Below are 21,475 nucleotides of genomic sequence, written 5' to 3'. Positions count from 1 at the left end.
CACTGTCATCTGCCGGAGTGAATCCACCTCTCTCATCCTCGGATCCCCTGCGGGCAATCCTGGTGGGCGACACCCTACACCCGGGGCGGCAAGCCGCCCCACTGACAACCAAGGAGACGTTGATGTCACTGGACCCTCAAGTGGCGGCCTACCTGGAAGAGGTACGCCAATCCGGAGCCAAGCCCTACGAGGCGATGACTCCTCAGGAAGCCCGGGCCCTGGAGCTCTCAGGCGGCGAGCCAGCCCGGGCCCCGGAGCCCGTGGCGGCCGTGGAACACCTGTTCATTCCCGGTCCCACGGCGGATCTGCCGGTGCGCCTCTACCGGCCTGCTGGCGTCACTGCCCCTGATCAGGGGATGCCGGCGCTGATCTTCTTTCACGGCAGCGGCTGGATGGTCTCCAACGTTGGCACCAACGACCCCTTTGCCCGGGCGTTGGCCAATCGCACCGGCGCCGTGGTGGTGGCGGTCAACTATCAGAAGGCCCCGGAGCACAAGTTCCCCATCCCCATGGAGGACTGCTTCGCATCCACCCAGTGGGTGTTTGACCACGCAGCCAAACTGGGGCTGGATCCGCAGCGCATTGGCCTGTTTGGCGACAGCGCCGGTGGCAATTTGGCCGCCGCCGTGGCCCTGCGCTGCCGGGATGAACAGGGCCCCAGTCTGGCCTGTCAGGTGCTGGTGTATCCCGCCGTTCAGTATGGCCTGGAGACCCGCTCCATGGTCGACCATGGCACAGGCTATCTGCTTGAGCGTGCCAGCATGGAGTACTACTGGGGCCACTACATGCGTTCTGCCACAGATGCCCTCCACCCCTACTGCGCCCCTCTTGGGGCCAGTGACCACAGCCAGTTGCCGCCGACCCTGATCTACTGTGCCCAGTACGACCCCCTGTGTGATGACGGTGCCCTCTACTCCGACAAGCTGGCCCGCGCCGGGGTGCCGGTGCAATACCGGGTGTTTGACGGGGTCATTCACGGCTTCATCAAGATGCTGGGCAGTTGCGACCAGGCGGATCACTTCCTCGAGGTGGTCGCCCGGGACATTCGTCCGCTTCTGGGCTAGAGCGGCAACCTATGACCTATCTGTGGCTGCTGCTGGCCATAGTGGCGGAGGTGATGGCTACCAGTTTGCTGGATCAGACCCGGGGCTTCACCCGGGCACTGCCTACTTTCTTTTGCCTTGGAGGCTACCTGCTGGCTTTCGCCCTGTTGGCCAGGGTGGTGACCCAGATGCCCGTCGGCCTCGCCTATGCCCTGTGGTGTGGCATAGGCATGGTGCTGGTTGCCGTCATCGCCTGGCTGGTTCAGGGGCAGAAGCTGGACGGGCCCGCGCTGCTGGGATGTGGCCTGATCCTGGCCGGCACTCTGGTCATCCACCTGTTCTCAACGGTATCGGTCCGCTAGGGCCCCAAAACAATCATCAAGCAAGGAGTATCAGGTGCGAGTCAGTAACCTGAGTGTGAGAAACAAGATCGCCCTGGGGTACCTGGGCATCGCCCTGGCCTTTGCCCTGTTGATCGGTCTGGTGACCCGTCAGACCATGGAGATGGACAGGACCATGGTCCAGTTCAGCCAGCAGACCCTGCCCAGGCTGATGTTGGTGGAGGATATGCGCGCCTTCATCATCGACTATCGAAAGTATGATTTCTCCCTGGTGTCCAACGCCGGGGATCCGGACATGGGCCTGTGGGTCGCCGATGGCCGCAAGATGCCGCTGACCATGGAGGGTCACCTCACAGAGTATGCCGCCGGGGTAGAGTCTGAGCTGGAGCGCCAGACTCTGGCGCAGCTTCAGCAAGCCTGGAAAAACTACCTGATCGCCAATGCCCCCTTCCTGGACCTGGTCAGTGAAGACCGATACCAGGACGCCAACGGCGCCATCATGGCCAGCTACCCCGCCTATCTGAAACTGATGGAAGCCACCGAGGCACTGGTGGAATTTAATCAGAAGGTGGTGGAGGCGGACACCCTCGCCAGTCAGGAGGCGTCTCAGCGCAGCTACTGGGTGTTGGGCGGCGGCACCCTGCTGCTCTGCGCCTTCATGCTGGTGACCGCCCTGGTGTTGGTTCGCCAGATTTGCCTGCCTCTGGCCAGGGTTCGGGCCTTCATTGCCGCTGTGGCCCAGGGGGACCTTACCTGTCAGCTGGATCAGTCCCGTTTTTCCCAGGATGAACTGGGGCAACTGGCCGCCGACAGCAGGCGGATGGGCGAGCGGCTGGCCTCTCTGGTGGCTGAAATTGCCGGGGCCGCCGATCAGCTTGGCGGCGCCATCGATGAGGTTGGCTCCGTATCGGAACAGGTGTCTCAGGGGATGGTGCAGCAGCAGGCCCGCATTGGCTCCATCGCCGCGGCCATGACCCAGATGCAGACCACGGTGGATGAGGTGGCTGGTAATACCCAGTCCGCCTCGGGCTCGGCGGATCAGGCCAATGACGACGCCGCAACCGGCATGAGTGAGGTGCAAAGCAGCATCCAGGGCATTGGTGAGGCTGAAAGGGTGATCCAGCAGGCAGGAGAGCTGGCGGCAGAGCTGGAGCGGGAGACCAATAACATCACCGTGGTGGTGGATGTGATCCGCGAGATTGCCGATCAGATCAATCTGCTGGCCCTCAATGCCGCCATCGAAGCGGCCCGGGCGGGAGAGCAGGGCCGGGGCTTTGCGGTGGTAGCCGACGAGGTGCGCACCCTGGCTGGCCGAACCCAGGAGTCCACCAGTCGCATCAATGCCATCATCGAGCAGCTTCAGGCCAGCTCAAAACAGGCCGGCGAGGCAACCCAGGCCAGCTGTGAGCTGATCAAGGGGTGTGTGGCCCAGGCAGACAGGGCCAGCCACTCCATGAACCAGGTGGTGAGCAGCATCGATGCCATCGCCGCCATGAACACCCAGATTGCCGGTGCCTGTGCCCAGCAGCAGTCTGTGGCCACCGAGCTTGGCCAGAACCTGGAAGGGGTCAGTCAGGCCTCCCGGGAGGTGGCCGCCGGCTCGGCTCAGACCGCCAGGGCCAGCGTTGAGCTGGGGCAACTCGCCTCCCAGTTGCACGGCGCCGTCAGTCAATTTCGCATCCAATAGAAGAGACCACTTATGATCACAACCATGTTGAAGGGCAAGCTGCATCAGGCCCGAGTGACCCACGCCGAACTGGAGTATGAAGGCTCCTGCGCCATCGACCGTGAGTTTCTGGCCCTGGCCGGGATCCTGGAGTACGAGAAGATCGAACTCTACAACGTCGACAACGGCGAGCGCTTCGCCACCTATGCCATTGCCGCCGAGGCGGGCAGCAAGGTGATCTCCGTCAATGGGGCCGCCGCCCACAAAGCCTCCCCCGGTGATCGGCTGATCATCTGCGCCTATGTGCAGATGGCCCAGCATCAGGCCCAGGCCCACAAGCCCTGCCTGGTGTATCTGGCCGAAGGCAACCGCGTGAAGGGGGTTGGCCAGGGCGTGCCGGTGCAGGCGGCCGGTTAAGAGGGTGCCTCGCCGATTCCTGGGGGATTGGCAAGGCGGATTTCGATGCGCAGGGATGCGCCATCTATCGCGTTCATTTATGAGGAAACAGCATCCGGGCTGTTTGGACTTGGGATCGGGGTCACACAGGAGTAAACTAGTGGCCGCCTAAAAAATAACCCCCTACGCAGGAGACATGGATGCTGGAAAAAACTATGAACATCGCCGATTTTGACCCCGAACTCTGGGAAGCGATGGAAGCGGAGCGTGTCCGTCAGGAAGAGCATATCGAACTGATCGCCTCCGAAAACTACACCAGCCCCCGAGTGCTGGAGGCCCAGGGCTCTCAGCTGACCAACAAGTATGCCGAAGGTTACCCTCACAAGCGCTACTACGGTGGTTGTGAGTACGTAGACAAGTCTGAAGAGCTGGCCATCAACCGTGCTAACGAGCTGTTTGGCTCCGACTACGCCAACGTGCAGCCCCACTCCGGTTCCCAGGCCAATGCCGCGGTCTACATGGCCCTGCTGCAGCCCGGTGATACCGTGCTGGGCATGAGCCTGGCCCACGGTGGCCACCTGACCCACGGCGCCAGCGTCTCCTTCTCCGGCAAAATGTACAACGCCGTGCAGTACGGTATCTCTCCCGAGACCGGCGAGATCGATTACGACGAAGTGCTGGCCCTGGCCAAGGAGCACCAGCCCAAGATGATCATCGCCGGCTTCTCCGCCTACTCCGGTGTTATCGACTGGGCCAAGTTCCGTGAGATCGCCGACCAGGTGGGTGCCTACCTGTTTGTGGACATGGCCCACGTGGCTGGTCTGATTGCCGCCGGTGTCTACCCCAACCCTGTGCCTCATGCTCACGTGGTGACCACCACCACCCACAAGACCCTGGCGGGTCCTCGTGGTGGCCTGATCCTCTCCGCCTGTGGCGACGAGACCATCTACAAGAAGCTGAACTCCGCGGTATTCCCCGGCGGTCAGGGCGGCCCTCTGTGTCACGTGATCGCTGCCAAGGCGGTGGCCTTCAAGGAAGCGCTGCAGCCTGAGTTCAAGACCTACCAGCAGCAGGTGGTGACCAACGCCCAGGCGATGGCCGAGGTGTTTATGACCCGAGGCTACAAGGTGGTGTCCGGTGGTACCCAGAACCACCTGTTCCTGTTGGACCTCATCGACAAGGACATTACCGGTAAAGATGCGGACGCTGCCCTGGGCCGCGCCAACATCACGGTCAACAAGAACTCTGTGCCTAACGATCCCCGCAGCCCCTTCGTGACCTCAGGCCTGCGTATCGGCACCCCTGCCCTGACCCGCCGTGGCATCAACGAGGCGGAGTGCCGCGAGATGACCGGCTGGATCTGTGACATCCTGGATGATTTCGGCAACGAAGCCGTGGTCGAGCGGGTGAAGTCCCAGGTGAAGGAGTTATGTGCTCGCCGTCCGGTTTACCGTTAAGCTGAATAAACCAGGGTGACTACCCCTTCTGTACAGGGCCCATCGTTCGATGGGCCCTGCTGTTTTCCTGCCCATAATGACCCGAATTCTCTTTTTGGGACGCTCTAATGTTAGTAAAGGGTTATGGAGCTCCTTCCAGACGGAGAGCCAGATCAAAGGGCGAGCCCCAATCCCCCGCAAACCGTTAACCTGAGGGCGTAAATCCGCTATTCTATGCAGTCAGTTAAGCTGTCCTGGTAAAAGGGACCCCGCCGGAGGCAACATGCACTGTCCATTTTGTTCAACCAACGACACCAAGGTGATCGATTCCCGTCTGGTGGCCGAAGGGCACCAGGTGCGACGTCGCCGCGAATGTCTCACCTGTCATGAGCGTTTCACCACCTTTGAAACCGCCGAACTGGTGATGCCCAGGGTGATCAAGCAGAACGGCACCCGAGAGCCGTTTGACGAGGATAAACTGCGCCGCGGCATTCAGCGCGCCGTAGAGAAGCGGCCGGTGTCTCAGGAAGCGATCGAACAGTCCCTGAGCAAGATCAAGTCTGCCCTGCGCGCCACAGGCGAACGGGAGGTGGGGTCAGACATGGTGGGCAACCTGGTGATGGAGCAGCTGATGGCCCTGGATAAGGTGGCTTACATCCGTTTCGCTTCCGTGTACCGGGCCTTCGAGGACCTGTCTCAATTCGGCGAAGCGATCGCCAAGCTGGAAAAGTAATGAACTGGTCAGAAGACGACTTTCAATTTATGCGCCGGGCCATTGAACTGGCCCGGCGCGGACGTTTCTCTACCCGCCCCAACCCTGCGGTGGGCTGCGTCATCGTCAAAGATGGCCAGGTGGTGGGGGAGGGGTTCCACCCCAAGGCGGGTGAGCCCCATGCCGAAGTGTTTGCCCTGCGCGCCGCCGCCGAGCAGGCCCGGGGGGCGACCGCCTATGTGACCCTGGAGCCCTGCTCCCATTACGGCCGCACGCCTCCCTGTGCCGAAGCCCTGATCAAATCCGGAGTCGGCCGAGTGGTGGCCGCCATGGTGGATCCCAACCCCCAGGTGGCGGGCCGGGGCCTGGCCATGCTGCGCGAGGCCGGCATCGAGGTGGCCTCCGGGTTGCTGGAGGGGGACGCCAGGGCGATCAACCCAGGCTTTATTATGCGGATGTCCACCGGACGTCCCTACATCCGCATCAAGCTGGCGGCCTCCGTTGATGGCCGCACCGCCCTGGCCAACGGTCAATCCAAGTGGATCACCGGCCCTCAGGCCAGGGCCGATGTTCAGGCGATGCGGCTGGCCCACGGCGCTATCATTACCGGTGCCGACTCGGTGCTGGCGGATGACCCGTCCATGAATGTGCGCCCCGAGCAGTTGCCCTCGTCGCTGGCACTGCCTCAGTACTGGTCTCAGCCCTTGCGGGTGGTGGTGGACGGCCGGGCCCGCTTGGCGCCACCGCTGAAGATGACCGAGATTGACGGTCCCATGTTGTTGGCGTCCACCCAGGCCTACGCTTGTGACTGGCCATCACCGGTGGAGTGCTGGCAGGGCCCCTCGAAGGGGGAGAAGCTGGATCTTCATGCCCTGATCGCTGAGCTGGCCGGGCGTCAGATCAACACCGTGATGGTGGAGGCCGGCGCCTCACTGGCCGGAGCCTTTCTCAGTTCCGGGCTCTGGGATGAACTAATTCTGTATCAGGCACCTAAGATGATGGGCAGCGATGGTCGCGGGGTAGTGAACCTGCCCGAGCTGGCTGAGATGGCCCAGGTGCCAGAGTTTCAATTTAAAGACGTACGCCGGGTTGGCGCCGATCTGCGGCTGACCCTGGTGCGCGCGGAGTCATAGATGTTTACAGGCATTATCGAAGCGGTAGGCACCTTGCGCCAGCTGGAGCGCCGTGGTGACGACCTCAAGGTTACCGTGGCCAGCGGCAAGCTGCCTCTGGAAGACGTGCAACTGGGAGACAGCATCGCCACCAACGGCGTCTGTCTCACCGTAGTGGAGAAGCTGGCGGACGGCTATGTGGCCGATGTGTCCGGTGAAACCCTGGCACGAACCAACTTTGCTCACTATCAGGTTGGCCAGAAGGTCAATCTGGAGCGGGCGGTGACCCCGGACACCCGTCTGGGTGGTCACCTGGTCAGCGGCCACATCGATGGTCTGGCCACAGTAGAAAGCGTCAGCCCCCGCGGACGCGCCATAGAGTATTGGCTGCGGGCCCCGTCGGGCCTGGGCCGCTACATTCCCGAGAAGGGGTCGGTGACCATTGATGGCATCAGCCTGACCGCCAACGAGGTGGACGGTCACCGTTTCCGACTTACCCTGGTACCCCATACCGTCCAGGAGACCACCATAGGTGAGCTCAAGCCCGGTTCTACGGTGAACCTGGAGGTGGATCTGATCGCCCGTTACCTGGAGCGACTGATGCAACCTCTGGATGATGAGCCTGAGACTGGCGGCATCACCATGGAGATGTTGGCAAAAACTGGATTCTTAAAATAACAAGGTCATCAAGATGGCACTGAACAGCATTGAAGAGATCATCGAGGATATCCGTCTGGGTAAGATGGTGATCCTGATGGACGACGAGGATCGCGAGAACGAGGGCGATCTGATCATGGCCGCGGAAGCGGTGACCCCGGAAGCGATCAACTTTATGGCCAAGTATGGCCGTGGACTGATCTGCATGCCCATGAGCGGTGAGCGCTGTGATCGCCTGGGCCTGCACCAGATGGTTTCCCGTCACACCGAGCAGTACGGCACCGCCTTTACCGTCTCCATCGAGGCGGCTCAGGGGGTCACTACGGGCATCTCCGCCGCCGACCGCGCGGTCACCATTTTGACCGCGGTGGCCAAGGACGCCAAGCCTACCGACCTGGTACAGCCAGGTCACATCTTCCCCCTGCGTGCCCGCGAGGGTGGGGTACTGACCCGAGCCGGTCACACCGAAGCCTCGGTGGACCTGGCCCGTCTGGGCGGATATGAGTCCGCTGCGGTGATTGTGGAGATCCTCAATGAGGATGGCACCATGGCGCGCCGCCCTCAGCTGGAGGAGTTTGCCGCAGAGCATGGACTCAAGGTGGGCACCATCGCCGACCTGATTGAGTACCGCAACCTCAACGAAACCACCATTGTCCGTGAAGCCAGCTGCCGCTGGCCCACCCGCCATGGTGAGTTTGAGCTGGTCAGCTTCCGCGACACCATTGACGGTGAAGCCCACTTCGCTCTGGTAAAGGGCGACCTGACCGACAACCCTCTGGTTCGGGTTCATCTGCACGACGGCTTCAATGACCTGTTGTTCTCCGAGCGCGGTGGCGCCAGCCCCTGGGGCCTGGACAGTGCGCTTGGCCGCATTGCTCAGGAGGAGAACGGTGTGCTGGTGCTGCTGGGTCGCCACCAGACCAGCGAGGAGCTGCTGGAGCAGATCAAAGCTTACGCCGAAGAGGACAAGGGGGCGGCCAGTCCCAAGCACAAGCCTTTTGGCACCTCCCGCACCGTGGGTGTGGGCTCCCAGATCCTGGCGGAGCTGGGTGTGACCCGGATGCGCCTGCTGTCCGGGCAGAAACGTTACCACGCCCTGTCCGGTTTCGGACTGGAAGTGACCGAGTACATCGGTGAATAAAACTGGCCGGCCAGCGTTAAGTTTTTAATGCTGGCTGTGCTATCATTACGCCACTTTTCGCCCCGGCCTCATGCAGGGGCGTATACCAATCTGTTTTTTGGATATAAATCATGATTGTCATCGAAGGAAACATTGAAGCCAAAGGCGCTAAGATCGCCCTGGTGGTCGGCCGTTTTAACAGCTTTGTCGTAGAGAGCCTGGTAGAGGGCGCTATCGATACCCTGAAGCGTCTGGGTAACGTCAATGACGATGATATCTCCATCGTTCGCGTACCTGGTGCCTTCGAACTGCCTCTGGCAGCTCGCAAACTGGCCGCCAAGGGTGAGTTTGACGCCATCATCGCACTGGGTGCGGTGATCCGTGGTGGCACTCCCCACTTCGATTTCGTTGCCGGAGAGTGCAACAAGGGACTGGCACAGGTGATGCTGGAGTTTGATACTCCCGTCTCCTTCGGCGTCCTAACTACCGATACCATCGAGCAGGCCATTGAGCGTGCCGGCACCAAGGCTGGCAACAAGGGCCACGAGGCCGCAATGAGCGCCCTGGAGATGGTCAACGTCCTTAAGCAGATTTAAGAGACGTCTATAATTCAGGAGAACCAAGTGAAGCCTTCAGAGCGTCGCAAAGCCCGCCGACTGGCGGTGCAAGCCATCTATTCATGGCAATTGAGTAGAAATGATGTGGCTAATGTAGAGCACCATTTCCTCACAGAGCAGGAAACCGACGGCGTGGATGTGGCTTACTTCCGTGAACTGCTGGTTGGGGTATCGACCCACGCCAAGCAGTTGGATGAAAAGTGCAAGCCTTACCTGGCTCGTCTCATCGAGGAAGTGGACCCCATCGAACTGGCGGTTTTGCGTCTGGGCGCGTACGAGTTGCTCTATCGCGACGACGTGCCCTTCAAGGTGGCTATCAATGAAGCCATTGAACTGGCCAAGGTCTTCGCCTCCGACGACAGCCACAAGTTCGTCAACGGGGTGTTGGACAAGCTGGCCAACGCCCAGAAGCGTTAAGCTTTAGCGTTGATCGATTAATGGAGCGGCCACATAACTATGTGGCCCTTTTTATGTATGCCTATTAGCGAATTTGAATTGATCGAGCGGTTCTTCCGTCAGGGGTGTCAGCGAGGCAACCAGCGCAAGGACGTATTGATGGGGATCGGCGACGATGCCGCCGTCCTGCGGATGCCGGACAACAATCAGTTGGTGGCCACCACGGACACCCTGGTCGAGGGGATCCACTTCCTGCCCTCCATCGACCCTCAGGTGCTGGCGTATAAGTCGGTGGCGGTGAACCTGTCGGATCTGGCCGCCATGGGCGCGGATCCCGCCTGGCTGACCCTGGCATTGACCCTGCCGAGCAGCGATGAAGCCTGGCTGGCACGCTTTGCCGCCGGCCTCAACCAGATCTGCGAGTACTATGGTATCGCCCTGGTGGGGGGGGACACCACCCGCGGGCCGCTGACCATTACCCTGACCGCTTTGGGACACGTGCCCGCGGATCAGTCCCTGACCCGAAGTGGTGCCAAACCCGGCGACTGGATCTATGTTACCGGTCACCTCGGCGACAGCGCAGCCGGCCTGAAGCTGCTCAAGGGCGAGCTTCAGGCCAGTGATGATCACCAGGAGTTTCTGGTGACCCGTCACCTGAGGCCGACGCCGCGAATCCTGGCGGGACGCTCTCTGCGTGGCATCGCCAGCGCCTGCCTGGATCTCTCCGATGGTCTGGCCGGGGATCTGGAGCACATCGTCAAGGCGTCAGAGGTGTCCGCCCATGTGGATATCGACAAGCTGCCCCTGTCCAAGGCACTGCTGGAAACCCTGGGAGAGGAGGACGCCCGTCAACTGGCGATCCGTGGCGGCGAAGACTATGAGTTGCTGTTCACCGTGCCCGAGGCCCAGAAGGGCGCCTTGATGACCGCCCTGGGTGAAGCTGGGGTCAGCCATGCCTGCATCGGCCAGGTTCGCGCCGGCAGCGGCATCCATTATTATTGCGATGGTGAGCCTCTGGCTGAGGCGCCCCAGAGCTTCCGCCATTTCTGAGGGACGAGAGATGACTCGATTTGCAGGTGTGCGCCTGAGTAACCCGGTGCACTTTCTGGCCTTGGGGGGCGGGTTGGGGCTGGCTCCCAAGGCGCCGGGCACCTTTGGTACCCTGGCCGCCTTCCCTTTCTACTGGGTGATGCAGGGCTGGTCCCTGTTTCCCTACCTGATGACGCTGATCCTGTTATCCGCGGTGGGAATCTACCTGTGCGGCAAGACCGCCGAGGACATGGGGATGCATGACCATCCCGCCATTGTCTGGGACGAAGTGGTGGGGATGCTGATCACCCTGATCGCCGTCCCGGCGGGTTGGATCTGGCTGGTGATCGGCTTTGCCCTGTTCCGGCTGTTTGACATCTGGAAACCCTGGCCCATCCGCTTCTTCGATAAGCAGATGGAGGGGGGCCTGGGGATCATGATGGACGACATCCTCGCCGGCATCTTTGCCCTGGTGTGGCTGCAAGCCCTGGCCCGCCTGTTCCCCAATCTGTGATGCTCCCCCAAAGGCCCGCACTCAGCGGGCCTTTTGTCATCAAAATGTCATCTTTCTGGCTTTACATATGCGGATTGGCGAATATAATTAGTGCATATTCGTTTTTCCATATGTGAGTCACCATGAGAGATCCCGTATCCCTGCTCAAGGGGTTGGCCGACGCCACCCGGCTGAAGATCATGCTGCTCATCAGTCGCGAGGGGGAGCTGTGCGTCTGTGAGCTTTCCGGCGCCCTGGATGAGAGCCAACCCAAGATATCCCGCCACCTGGCCCGCCTGCGCAGCGAAGGCCTGCTGAGGGATGTGCGTAAAGGTCAGTGGGTGTTCTACCGTTTGGCCGAACTGCCGGACTGGACTCTGGATACCCTGGATGGCCTTAATCAGCAAAGGCCGGACGTCATCGACGCCGACGTCAAGCGACTGGCGGCCATGGGCGATCGCCCTGACCGCAAAGCGCTGTGCTGCGACTGAGGGGAAACCATGGGACTGTTTGAACGTTATCTCAGCCTGTGGGTGGCCCTGGCCATCGGTGCGGGCGTCCTGCTGGGCCAGCTCTGGCCTGACGCGTTCGCTGCCCTGGCCAACTGGCAGGTGGCGCAGATCAACTTGGTCATAGCCGCACTTATCTGGGTGATGATCTTCCCGATGATGGTGCAGGTGGAGTTCCGCTCTGTGCGTCAGGTGAGCCGCCAGCCCAAAGGGCTGTGGCTGACTCTGGTGATCAACTGGCTGATCAAGCCCTTTACCATGGCCGCCATCGCCTGGCTGTTCTTCCGCGGTCTGTTTGCGGATCTGGTGCCCGCCGCCGACGCGGAGCAGTACATCGCCGGGATGATCCTGCTGGGCGTGGCGCCCTGTACCGCCATGGTGTTTGTCTGGTCGCAGCTGACCCGGGGCAATCCCGCCTATACCCTGGTTCAGGTGTCGGTGAACGACCTCATCATGGTGGTGGCCTTTGCCCCCATCGCCGCCCTGTTGCTGGGGGTGTCTGAGATCTCCGTGCCTTGGGAAACCTTGGCGTTGTCCACCCTGCTCTATGTGGTGCTGCCCCTGGCCGTGGGTATCCTGGTTCGCCTGTTGCTGCTGCGACGCGGAGAAGCCGCCCTGGCCCGCTTCTGTGACAGCCTTAAGCCGGCGTCCATGACCGGCCTGCTGGCCACCGTGGTGATCCTGTTTGGCATCCAGGCGCCCACTCTGCTGGCCAGCCCCATGGTGATCGGCCTGATTGCCATCCCCCTGCTTATTCAGACCTACGGCATCTTTGTCATCGCCTACGGTGGTGCCAAGCTGCTCAAGTTGCCCCATAATGTGGCGGCTCCGGCGGCGATGATCGGCACCTCCAACTTCTTCGAGCTGGCGGTGGCGGTGGCCATTGCCCTGTTTGGCCTGCACTCCGGTGCGGCGCTGGCGACCGTGGTGGGCGTTCTGGTGGAGGTGCCGGTGATGCTCTCCCTGGTGGCCCTGGCCAACCGCACCCGCCACTGGTTTCCCCAGGCCGACGACAAACCCCATACCGACGCGGCGCCACACTCCGCGTAACCAACCGACTGAGAGAGAGAAAGATGACGGTAAAAGTAGGCATCAACGGATTCGGGCGCATGGGGCGCCTGGCCCTGCGCGCCGCCTGGCAGTGGCCGGACTTTGAATTTGTTCAGGTGAATGACCCGGCGGGCAACGCCGACAGCCTGAGCCACCTGCTGGCCTTTGACAGTGTTCATGGCCGCTGGGATGCGGACATCCGCAGCGAAGGCGATGCCATGATCATCGACGGTAAACGCATCGAGGTGACCAGCCACAAGACTCCGGCGGAGGGTGACTGGTCCGTGTGCGACATCGTCATTGAGGCATCCGGCAAGTTCAAGAGCAAAGAAACATTGCAGCCCTTCCTGGACCAGGGGGTTAAGCGCGTCGTGGTGACTGCGCCTGTGAAGCAGGAAGGGGTGCTGGACGCAGTCTATGGCGTAAACCATCACTGGTACGACCGAGAGGTGCACCGCATTGTCACCGCCGCCTCTTGCACCACCAACTGTCTGGCGCCAGCGGTGAAGGTGATCCAGGAGAAGCTGGGCATTAAGCACGGCTCCATGACCACCATCCACTCCATCACCAACACCCAGACCATTCTGGATGCCCCTCACAAGGATCTGCGCCGTGCCCGCGCCTGTGGTGAGAGCCTGATCCCCACCACCACAGGATCGGCCACCGCCATCACCCATATCTTCCCCGAGCTCAAGGGCCGGCTCAACGGTCATGCGGTGCGAGTGCCACTGTGCAACGCCTCCATTACCGATTGCGTGTTCGAGCTGGAGCGGGCCACCACAGTGGAGGAGGTCAATGCCCTGCTCAAGGAGGCTGCGGAAGGCGAGCTGAAAGGGGTACTGGGCTACGAGGAGCGTCCACTGGTCTCCATCGATTATCGCACCAACCCTCATTCCAGTGTGGTGGATGCGCCTTCTACCATGGTGGTGAACGACACCCAGCTCAAGCTCTACCTCTGGTATGACAACGAGTGGGGCTATGTGAACCGCACCATGGAGTTGGCCCGCTACCTGGTGGCCCAGGGCCTTTGATTTCAGGCCGACCTCTGGGTCGGCCTTTTCTATGCTGGTTTATCTATTGACTCTATGATTGCCAAGATACGCGGCCTGAGCCCAGGCCTACGCCAGTACCTGCTGGTGACCTTCAACTACTGGAATTTCACCCTGACCGACGGGGCCCTGAGGATGCTGGTGGTGCTCCATTTCCATCAGCTGGGTTACAGCCCCCTGGCCATCGCGTCGCTGTTTCTCTTCTATGAGATCTTCGGGGTGGTCACCAACCTGGTGGGCGGCTATCTGGGGGCCCGCATCGGCCTCAACCGCACCATGAACCTGGGACTGGGGATGCAGGTGGTGGCGCTGTTGATGCTGGCAGTGCCTTCGACCTGGCTGTCGGTGCCCTATGTGATGGCGGCTCAGGCGCTGTCGGGCATCGCCAAGGACCTCAATAAGATGAGCGCCAAGAGTGCCATTAAGACTCTGGTGCCCAAGGGGGAGTCCGGTGCCCTCTATCACTGGGTGGCGGTGCTGACCGGCTCCAAGAACGCCCTCAAGGGGGCAGGGTTCTTCCTCGGAGGCTTGCTGTTGGTGCTGCTGGGCTTCCAGGGCGCCATGGCGGCCATGGCCAGTGTGCTGCTGCTGGTGTTGCTGGCCAGCCTCAACTGGTTGGGGCAGGACATGGGGCGGGCCAAGAGCAAGCCCAAGTTCTCCCAACTGTTCTCCAAAAGCCACAGCATCAACACCCTGTCGGCGGCGCGGCTGTTCCTCTTTGGGGCCCGGGACCTGTGGTTTGTGATTGCCCTGCCGGTCTACCTGGGCACCACCTTCGGCTGGAGTCACACCGCCGTAGGCGGCTTCCTGGCCCTGTGGGTGATCGGCTACGGCTTGGTTCAGGGGATTGCCCCCAGGATCACCGGCAGCGATCGTCGCCACGGGGCGGTGCCTGACCGCGGGGGGGCCCTGAAGTGGGCGGCGCTGCTTACCTTCGTGACCCTGATAGTGGCCCTGGGGGTACAGCTGCAGTTTCTGCCCCAATTCACCATAGTGGTGGGACTGATGCTGTTCGGTGCGGTGTTCGCGGTGAACTCCAGCCTGCACTCCTTCCTGATCGTCCACTACGCCGGTGAGGATGGGGTCTCCATGGATGTGGGCTTCTACTACATGGCCAACGCCATGGGGCGGCTGGTGGGCACCATCCTCTCCGGACTGGTGTTCCAGCTGGCCGGGCTGGCGGCCTGCCTCTGGGTCTCCACCGCCTTTTTGGCCCTGACCACCCTGATCTCGCTGAAGTTGCCCAGGGAGAGCCGGGATTCCCTCTCCCAGGGAGAACAGAGCTGAATCTTGTTGTCGCAGTCCGTCTGCGGAGCAACAGATAACCTTTCCGGGGCAGGTGTCTGCCCCCATTTCCTATACTTGGCGGGTGTCCCCCGGCTGACGAGAACGCCCATGACCCGCCGTATCCTCTTCCTCTGCCGCAACAATGCCACCCGCTCCCAGATGGCCCAGGCCCTGCTCCAACATTACGCCGATGGGCGATTCGAAGCATTCAGCGCCGGCGGTGAGCCCGAGCCCATCGACCCGCGCACTCTCACCGAACTCAAGAGGCATGACCTGCCCGTGGATGGGTTGAGATCCAAATCCATCGACGAGTTTGATGGCCAGAGCTTCGATGCGGTGATCAGCCTGTGCAATAAGTCGGCGGTTCACCATAGCCGCTTTCCCCAGGTGGAGGAGCTATTGGAGTGGGATTGCCCGGACCCGGCACAGGAGGAGGGGATGACGGGGTTTGAACGCTGCTTTGACGAGCTGTCGGAGCGGATTCGTACTCTGGTGAGGGTATGGGGTAGGGTCTATTGAGTGGCGGGGTCATCCGCCATTCAATTTTCCCCCCCCAAAAAAAACGGCGGGGTAACCCGCCGTCCTGTTACTGACTTAGGCTTGGCGGACGCCGAAGCTGCGGATGTAGTACACCCTCGGCTTGGTACCCGCTTCCGGCTTCAGTTGCATAGATTGATGCATCTTCAACAGGCGGGACACCTCGCTGTAGGGATCGCTGAGATCGCCCACCACTCTCGCGCCGGCGGGACAGGTGTCCACACAGGCGGGATTGAGTCCTTGGGCCAACCGGTGATCACACAGGGTGCACTTCTCCACTGTTTTGACGGGACGGGTTACCGGGTAGGTATCGCCGCGCTCCGGGTTTTCGTGGGGGGAGTGCTTGGCACCCGACACCATCAGTACCTCTTTGGGAGAGACGGTGCCGCCGGCCACCAGTTCGTGGTCATCCTGCCAGTTGCGGTGCGGTGACCCCTTGTTGAAGCTGATGACGCCATAGGGACAGGCACGCTCACAGCGGCGGCAGCCGATGCATTCGTCGTTGTCCTGTAGGGTCAGGCCGTTGTCCGCCTTGTGCATGGCTCCTGTGGGGCATACTTTCACACAGGCCGCATCCTCACAGTGGTTACACAGAGTCGGGATGTAGCTGTAGTTAACGTCGGGGAACTTCCCCTCGGTCTTGGTGATGTGATGGGACCACTGGATGCCGTCAGGGGTGTTGTTTTCCGTCTTACAGGCGAGGTCACAGCCGCCGCAACCTACGCATTTCTGCAGGTCGATAACCATTCCAAATTTCATCTGTTGTTACCTCACGCTTTCTCGATACGGATACGGATGTGGCCATAGTAGGCCGAGGCGCCGCTGAATCTGTCGTAGCGGGCCGGGATGATGGCGTTGTTGCTGCCACCGCGTGGGGTCTTGCCGAACTCTTTGGCGGCATGACGGCCGTAGGCCCAGTGCCCCTGACCGAACGCCTTGGCAACACAGCCCGGACGAACCCCTTCCCACAGTTTGGCGGTGCAGGTCAGCTCGCCCACGGTACTGATGATGCGAATCTCGTCACCATCCTTGATGCCCATGGCATTGGCGTCCACAGGGTTGATCTTTGCCACGTCCTTATGGGCTTCATCGCCAGGGGTCAGGTCACCAAACTCGTAGAACCAGGGGGCGTTCTGGGAGCGACCCTCGTGGCTGAGGCGGGACTTGTGGTCCACCAGCAGCAGCGGGAACGTCTTGGGATCGCCGTCACGGACCGGCTCCTGGTAATGAGGCACAAAGGCCAATTCGCCGAAGCCGGTGTACTCACAGGCCTTGATCACCTCGTCGATGGACACATGGTGACGCTTGGCGTGTTTGCCCAGGGCGTGCTCCAGGGTGACGCTGTAGAACTCGAACTTGTGGGTGTCGGTCTTAAACTTGCCCCAGCGCTTGCGGTACTCATAGGGGTGGGAGTTCCATACGCCACGCTTCACAAACTCCTTCCAGCCGGAGATCTTCTCACCGTACTTGGAGGCATCTTTATGCCACAGAGGGGCGGTGACGTACTTGACGGCAATCTCGGCGAACTCCTCGGAGTCCTTGGCGGGCTTGCCGGTTTCCGGGTCGACGATCTGTTCGTTGATGTAGCGCCAGGGGTTGTCGAAGCCCTTGTCCGCCAATTTCTTGGCCAGCAGGTAGGGCACTTCGGTCTCATCCTGGCGGGTGTCGTACATCCGCTTGATGCTGGGCATCTGCAGGGAAACGTTGCTGACGCCGTTACCGGCATTGGCGAGAACGCCCCACTTCTCGAACATGTGATGACTGGAGGGCAGCAGCAGGTCGGCAAACCAGCTGAACTCGGAGATGTTGGTGGTCACATGAGCCATAAAGGGCAGCCGGCTCAGGGCTTTCTCCCAACGATCGGTTTCCGGCGCAGCGAAGGCGAAGTTGTTGAAGTAGGCCAACATCACTTCGGTTTCGTAAGGGTCAGCATTGAGGATGCCGTCGGCGGCGTTGTTGGTCACTACCCCCTTGCCAGATTTGCCCTTCTTCAGGGCCGGGAATTCCAGGCGTCCGCGCTGATCGATCTTTTCGTGCTTCTTGCCCTTCTTGGCGATTTCATCCAGGTATTCTGCGGCATCGGGGAAGGTCTTGTTCAGAGGCGACTTGTTATAGGGGAACAGTCCGCCTTCGTTGTCGATGGCACCGAACAGGCCGTTGAGGGCGTGACAGGCCAGGGAGGTGTAGGTGCCCCGGGTCTGCATCACCGGGCCACGGGAGGTCCACACCTGTACTGCGGGTGCGGCGGCACCCATCTCCCTGGCCATGGTGCGGATGTCGTTGGCTTTCACGCCGGTCACGCTTTCGCCCCACTCGGCGCTGTACTCGTTCAGTGCCAGGTTCCACCATTTCACCAGACCATGGCTGTACTTGTCTTCGAACAGGGACTCATCCACCTTGTTTCCGGCAACGAAGTGGTTTTTGCCGTCTTTGAAGTCTCCCACAAAGGGCTTGTACCAGACGCCGGCCACCAGGGCTTCGTGGGCGATGGCCAGGGCCAGGGCCGAGTCCTGGCCGGTCTCGATGGGGATCCACTTGTGGGCCTTGGCAGCGGACGCGGACAGGCGAGGGTCAACCACCACCACCTTGGCGCGGTCCAGGGTATTGCCCCACTCACTGGAGTAGAAGCTTACTTGACGGTTGGAAGCGATGGGGTCGGCGCCGAAGGAGAGGATGTACTTGGTGTTCTTCACATCGTACTGATTGTAACCCCAGTTACCGTCCTGGAAGAAGGGGCCGGTCTTGTGGGACTCGGCACAGATGGCACTGTGGGAGATGTTGTTGGGAGAACCGATGATCTTAGTCATCTTGTCATACAGTAGATCATTGACCAGAGAGTAACGACCGCGGAGCAGGGCGTACTTGTGGCTCTCGCCGCGCTTACGCAGATCCAGGATGCGGTCGGCGATCATGTCCAGGGCCTTGTCCCAACTGATGGGGACAAACTTGGGGTCCTCGTTGCGTCCCTTCTTGGGGTTGGTGCGCATCATTGGAGTCTTGAGGCGGTCCTGGTCGTACACCATCTGCAAGCCCAGGTGTTGACGGGGACAGCCAGCCGTGTCGTGGATCTTGGAGTAGGGGTTGCCACGCACTTTGGTGGCGCGACCGTCCATGATGTACACCTGCTTGGCACACCAGGAGGTGCAGCCCTGACAGGTGGTGGGGACCCAGGTGCCTGTGTTGGTGCGCAGGTCTATCTTGGGCAGCTCGGCGGCGATGGCATCCATTACCGGCGCGAAGGCAAAGCCACCGGTGATCCCGGTGGCGGCGGTGCCGGCCAGTGAAGCTTTCAATAACGCCCGGCGGGACGTGCTGAACTCTCTTTTTGTGGTCATAGCTATATGCCTATGTGTGTATATGTGGTTTCGCGTATATAAAACCGGAATCTGTTACCGGTTTGTGAGGTGGCAATCACAAAAGAGAGCGATGGGAACGGACCAATCCCACAAAATGGGTAGAGAATTTAGGGAATTGTGCAATGGATCAAAAAAGCCCCGCATAGCGAGGCTTGGTTTTTGTCGTCAGGAGGGAAACGCTTAGAACAGTTGTTTTGGATCCACGATCAGGGCCCGATAGCTGGGCTCGGTCTTGGCCATGGAGTTCACCGTCAGCTCCACCTTCACCTTGCCGCCTTCGGTTACCTCGTTGATGAAGTGTTTGCCGGGCTCACCGGTAAACAGGCCCGCGGAGGCGGAGTACATGAAGAAGCTGTCCTTGTCATCGCGCCACTCGATGTTGGAGGTGATGGGGGAGTACCATTCGTAGCCACGCTCTTTGCCATACTCGAAGGTCTGCTGCACCGTCATCTTCTCTTCATCGATCTTGTACTCCACGCCACGGCTGTACTTCATGGTGGGCATGGCGGGCTGTTCGAAGTGGCGGCCGTCGCCATTGTCGAAGGAGACTAGGGTGCCGCGGCTGGTGAGCCAGGAGGTGTGCTGGGTCCAGGGCCAGTCGAAGTCGGTGCCCTCACAGGTGCCGGTGTTCATGTTGCAGTCCAGGGGCTTGCCCTTGGCATCCACCGGGGTCAGCACCTTGTCGGACAGTTTGCCCCAGCCCTTGTTGGCGGCGAGGATCCACTTCACTTCGCCATCTCGGCTGACCTTGGCGGTGCCCTGGTGGCGCATGGAGACGATGATGGAATCATCACTGGCATCGTAATCGATGGAGTTGATGTGGGCCCAGTTGCGACCGGCGGCGACGCCCGGGAGGTCACCAAAGGGGGCATCGGGCTCGATGTCCATGGTCTCGCCGGCGTGGCTCTCATCCACGTTCAGGCAGACGGCACCTGAATCCAGGCCGATAAGCAGGTCGTCGCGCATGTTGTCGAAGATCTTGTTGAAATCCCACACCTGCACCACGTTGCCGGTCTGGTCCACCTCGATGACGTGGTCACGTACTGTCTTGACCCGCTTGCCATCGTCGCGCAGATAGTTGTCCTTGGCGACTCGCAGCAGGTAGTGGCCGTTGGGCATCTCCAGCATGGCGTGGGAAAAACCGGTGAACCCCCGGGGCATCTCCCGCTTGAATACCTTGCGGCCCAGCATGTCATAACGGGCGTAGTAGTGGTCCTGGCCCCAGTAGAGTTCGCCGTTGTCGGACAGATGGAAACCCATGGCGATCCCCTTGGTGGTGTCCTGGTCATACACCTTGTCCCAGTCCATGAACCAGCGCACTTCGCCGGAAGTGTCGGTCACGAAGACGATGGGGTAGTTGTCCCAGCCCTGGGTGTTCTCGTCGGCACCCAGATGGTTCACCAGATAGAGGCGGTCATTGAACTTCTTGTCCACCTTGACCACATCCACCTCCGGGAAGGAGCGAGCCTGGCCATCAAACAGCAACTGTTTCACCGGAGCGGTTTTTATCTTGTACTGCTCTTTGATCTTTTTGCCGTCTTTCTTGTACTCCACCGAGACGGTGTTGTTGTAGTCAGGATAGAGGCCAAACACCGGGATGCCGTTGTGGGTGGTTACCGCACTGTCGGACACCGGGTACTCAATCAGGGAGCCGCCCTTCTTGGGTTCGATGCGTACCTTGACGTCGCTGATGTGGAAACCGTTCAGGTCGATCACCGCGGTCAGGGGGGCAAAATCATAGGGGTTCACCTTGACGATACCGATCTGGCCCTGGGTGGCGACCGAGGTCAGGTACTTGTCGGCCCAGTCGTCGCCGCCGGCCAGGGCAGAGTGGCTCAGGCCCAGCAGGCCCATGGCCAGGGAGGTGGCAAGCAGAGTCTTTTTCATCATCGTATCTCCAGTATGGTTTTTATCAGAAGTTGTATTGCAGGGCGTAGAACAGACCATCGTGGTAGCCCTTCTTACCCAGGTTGTTTTCGGCGTAGCGGTACTGCAGTGAGGCGGACAGCCCCTGGCCGATGTGGTACCTCAGGGTCAGCTGACCGTTGAAGCCGTGGTCTTCGCCGTCGCCAGAGACAATCAGGTAGTCGTCGCCGCGGCCGAAGAAGTGCTCCTGCCACCAGCCCAGGGAGAATTGCTGGCCCGCCAGCTCCAGGTCCTTGGTGGCGCACAGCCACAGGTAGCCACCATTGAAGCCGTTGGCATCGAAGGGTTCGCCATTGGCTTTTTTGAAGTGGGCATAGTCGGAGGTGACGATGTGGGCGGCCAGGGCCACCTGGGTGTAGAGGCCACTGCGCCAGGTTTTGTCATGGCTGAGGCCCAGGGTGGTGTTGGTTTCCGACCAGACCGGCTTCTGCTTGTTGAACACCTGTCCGTACCAGTTCCAGTCGCTGTCACCGATGTTTATCTGGCCCACCAGGTTGATCTCCGACCCGATCATCTCCGAGTCGGTGAAATCCTCCAGTTTGACGTGGCCGTAGATATCACCGAAGGCGTTGCCGGTGGCGCCCTTGAGGGTGATGAATTCGTTCTCGCTCTTGCCGTCACCGAAGTGATTTTCCGCTTTGCTGCCCCAGTCCATCACACCGGTTTCGACTGCCAGCATGGCGGCTTGAGCCGGAATTGAGGTGAGCAGGGCCAAAGCCAGCGCGGTTACGCGTGTCTTCATA

The 21,475-nt window shown here is 60.8% G+C and carries 22 protein-coding genes; 18 read left to right on the top strand and 4 right to left on the bottom strand.

All coding sequences use genetic code 11. From position 1 onward, the window contains the following. The first annotated feature begins 122 nt into the window (after positions 1-122). From ACN0RV_RS12605 to ACN0RV_RS12520, 18 genes are all read left to right on the top strand, one after another. Complete coding sequence (locus tag ACN0RV_RS12605) at positions 123-1,064, top strand: alpha/beta hydrolase (protein ID WP_417347947.1); 942 nt, start codon at positions 123-125, stop codon at positions 1,062-1,064. 11 nt (positions 1,065-1,075) lie between these two features. Further along, a complete protein-coding gene (locus ACN0RV_RS12600; protein WP_417347945.1) occupies positions 1,076-1,405 on the top strand; it encodes an SMR family transporter in 330 nt (109 codons plus the stop codon). A gap of 34 nt (positions 1,406-1,439) precedes the next feature. After that, on the top strand, positions 1,440-3,071 hold the full coding sequence (locus tag ACN0RV_RS12595; RefSeq protein ID WP_417347943.1) for a methyl-accepting chemotaxis protein: 1,632 nt from the start codon (positions 1,440-1,442) through the stop codon (positions 3,069-3,071). 12 nt (positions 3,072-3,083) lie between these two features. Next, the gene (panD, locus tag ACN0RV_RS12590; protein WP_417347941.1) at positions 3,084-3,467 is read left to right on the top strand and encodes an aspartate 1-decarboxylase; all 384 of its coding nucleotides are present in this window, start codon (positions 3,084-3,086) and stop codon (positions 3,465-3,467) included. A gap of 179 nt (positions 3,468-3,646) precedes the next feature. Beyond that, entirely contained in the window at positions 3,647-4,903 is a 1,257-nt protein-coding gene (gene glyA, locus ACN0RV_RS12585; RefSeq protein WP_417347940.1) for a serine hydroxymethyltransferase, read from the top strand. A gap of 262 nt (positions 4,904-5,165) precedes the next feature. Next, positions 5,166-5,615 carry a transcriptional regulator NrdR gene (gene nrdR, locus ACN0RV_RS12580; protein ID WP_136852605.1) on the top strand — a complete coding sequence of 150 codons (450 nt, stop codon included), beginning with the start codon at positions 5,166-5,168 and terminating at the stop codon, positions 5,613-5,615. Then, on the top strand, positions 5,615-6,727 hold the full coding sequence (ribD, locus tag ACN0RV_RS12575) for a bifunctional diaminohydroxyphosphoribosylaminopyrimidine deaminase/5-amino-6-(5-phosphoribosylamino)uracil reductase RibD (protein ID WP_417347937.1): 1,113 nt from the start codon (positions 5,615-5,617) through the stop codon (positions 6,725-6,727). Before nrdR ends, ribD begins: the two co-directional genes overlap by 1 nt. Continuing rightward, positions 6,728-7,384 carry a riboflavin synthase gene (locus tag ACN0RV_RS12570; protein ID WP_417347936.1) on the top strand — a complete coding sequence of 219 codons (657 nt, stop codon included), beginning with the start codon at positions 6,728-6,730 and terminating at the stop codon, positions 7,382-7,384. A 13-nt stretch (positions 7,385-7,397) separates the two neighbouring features. Continuing rightward, the gene (ribBA, locus tag ACN0RV_RS12565; protein WP_417347934.1) at positions 7,398-8,504 is read left to right on the top strand and encodes a bifunctional 3,4-dihydroxy-2-butanone-4-phosphate synthase/GTP cyclohydrolase II; all 1,107 of its coding nucleotides are present in this window, start codon (positions 7,398-7,400) and stop codon (positions 8,502-8,504) included. A 110-nt stretch (positions 8,505-8,614) separates the two neighbouring features. Then, entirely contained in the window at positions 8,615-9,079 is a 465-nt protein-coding gene (ribE, locus tag ACN0RV_RS12560; protein WP_028109889.1) for a 6,7-dimethyl-8-ribityllumazine synthase, read from the top strand. A gap of 27 nt (positions 9,080-9,106) precedes the next feature. Next, positions 9,107-9,517, top strand: coding sequence for a transcription antitermination factor NusB (gene nusB / locus ACN0RV_RS12555; RefSeq protein ID WP_028109890.1), 411 nt, complete (start codon positions 9,107-9,109; stop codon positions 9,515-9,517). A 63-nt stretch (positions 9,518-9,580) separates the two neighbouring features. Continuing rightward, complete coding sequence (gene thiL / locus ACN0RV_RS12550; RefSeq protein WP_417348030.1) at positions 9,581-10,546, top strand: thiamine-phosphate kinase; 966 nt, start codon at positions 9,581-9,583, stop codon at positions 10,544-10,546. Positions 10,547-10,556: 10 nt separating this feature from the next. Beyond that, complete coding sequence (locus tag ACN0RV_RS12545; RefSeq protein WP_417347932.1) at positions 10,557-11,039, top strand: phosphatidylglycerophosphatase A; 483 nt, start codon at positions 10,557-10,559, stop codon at positions 11,037-11,039. 122 nt (positions 11,040-11,161) lie between these two features. Further along, complete coding sequence (locus ACN0RV_RS12540) at positions 11,162-11,509, top strand: metalloregulator ArsR/SmtB family transcription factor (protein ID WP_417347930.1); 348 nt, start codon at positions 11,162-11,164, stop codon at positions 11,507-11,509. Between the two features lie 9 nt (positions 11,510-11,518). Beyond that, positions 11,519-12,577, top strand: coding sequence for an ACR3 family arsenite efflux transporter (gene arsB, locus ACN0RV_RS12535; RefSeq protein ID WP_417347928.1), 1,059 nt, complete (start codon positions 11,519-11,521; stop codon positions 12,575-12,577). Between the two features lie 23 nt (positions 12,578-12,600). Then, the gene (locus ACN0RV_RS12530; protein WP_417347927.1) at positions 12,601-13,608 is read left to right on the top strand and encodes an ArsJ-associated glyceraldehyde-3-phosphate dehydrogenase; all 1,008 of its coding nucleotides are present in this window, start codon (positions 12,601-12,603) and stop codon (positions 13,606-13,608) included. 54 nt (positions 13,609-13,662) lie between these two features. Continuing rightward, a complete protein-coding gene (arsJ, locus tag ACN0RV_RS12525; protein ID WP_417347925.1) occupies positions 13,663-14,913 on the top strand; it encodes an organoarsenical effux MFS transporter ArsJ in 1,251 nt (416 codons plus the stop codon). A 108-nt stretch (positions 14,914-15,021) separates the two neighbouring features. Continuing rightward, positions 15,022-15,432 carry an arsenate reductase ArsC gene (locus ACN0RV_RS12520; protein ID WP_417347923.1) on the top strand — a complete coding sequence of 137 codons (411 nt, stop codon included), beginning with the start codon at positions 15,022-15,024 and terminating at the stop codon, positions 15,430-15,432. Positions 15,433-15,507: 75 nt separating this feature from the next. On the opposite strand, the gene arrB is transcribed toward ACN0RV_RS12520, so the two are convergent. The 4 genes from arrB to ACN0RV_RS12500 all read right to left on the bottom strand — a co-directional run bounded on the left by arrB (position 15,508) and on the right by ACN0RV_RS12500 (position 21,474). Next, positions 15,508-16,209 carry an arsenate respiratory reductase iron-sulfur subunit ArrB gene (gene arrB / locus ACN0RV_RS12515; RefSeq protein ID WP_417347921.1) on the bottom strand — a complete coding sequence of 234 codons (702 nt, stop codon included), beginning with the start codon at positions 16,207-16,209 and terminating at the stop codon, positions 15,508-15,510. An 11-nt stretch (positions 16,210-16,220) separates the two neighbouring features. Next, positions 16,221-18,785, bottom strand: coding sequence for an arsenate respiratory reductase molybdopterin-containing subunit ArrA (gene arrA / locus ACN0RV_RS12510; protein ID WP_417347919.1), 2,565 nt, complete (start codon positions 18,783-18,785; stop codon positions 16,221-16,223). Positions 18,786-18,986: 201 nt separating this feature from the next. Then, positions 18,987-20,696, bottom strand: a complete 1,710-nt coding sequence (locus ACN0RV_RS12505) for an aryl-sulfate sulfotransferase (RefSeq protein ID WP_417347917.1) — start codon at positions 20,694-20,696, stop codon at positions 18,987-18,989. 22 nt (positions 20,697-20,718) lie between these two features. Continuing rightward, complete coding sequence (locus ACN0RV_RS12500) at positions 20,719-21,474, bottom strand: outer membrane protein OmpK (RefSeq protein WP_417347916.1); 756 nt, start codon at positions 21,472-21,474, stop codon at positions 20,719-20,721. Between the last annotated feature and the right edge of the window lies 1 nt (position 21,475).

Origin of the sequence: Ferrimonas sp. (genome assembly GCF_048263965.1) — a bacterium.
GTDB lineage: Bacteria > Pseudomonadota > Gammaproteobacteria > Enterobacterales > Shewanellaceae > Ferrimonas.
The sequence above is the reverse complement of the archived record's forward strand: the minus strand, read 5'-3'. Positions and strand labels throughout refer to the sequence as shown.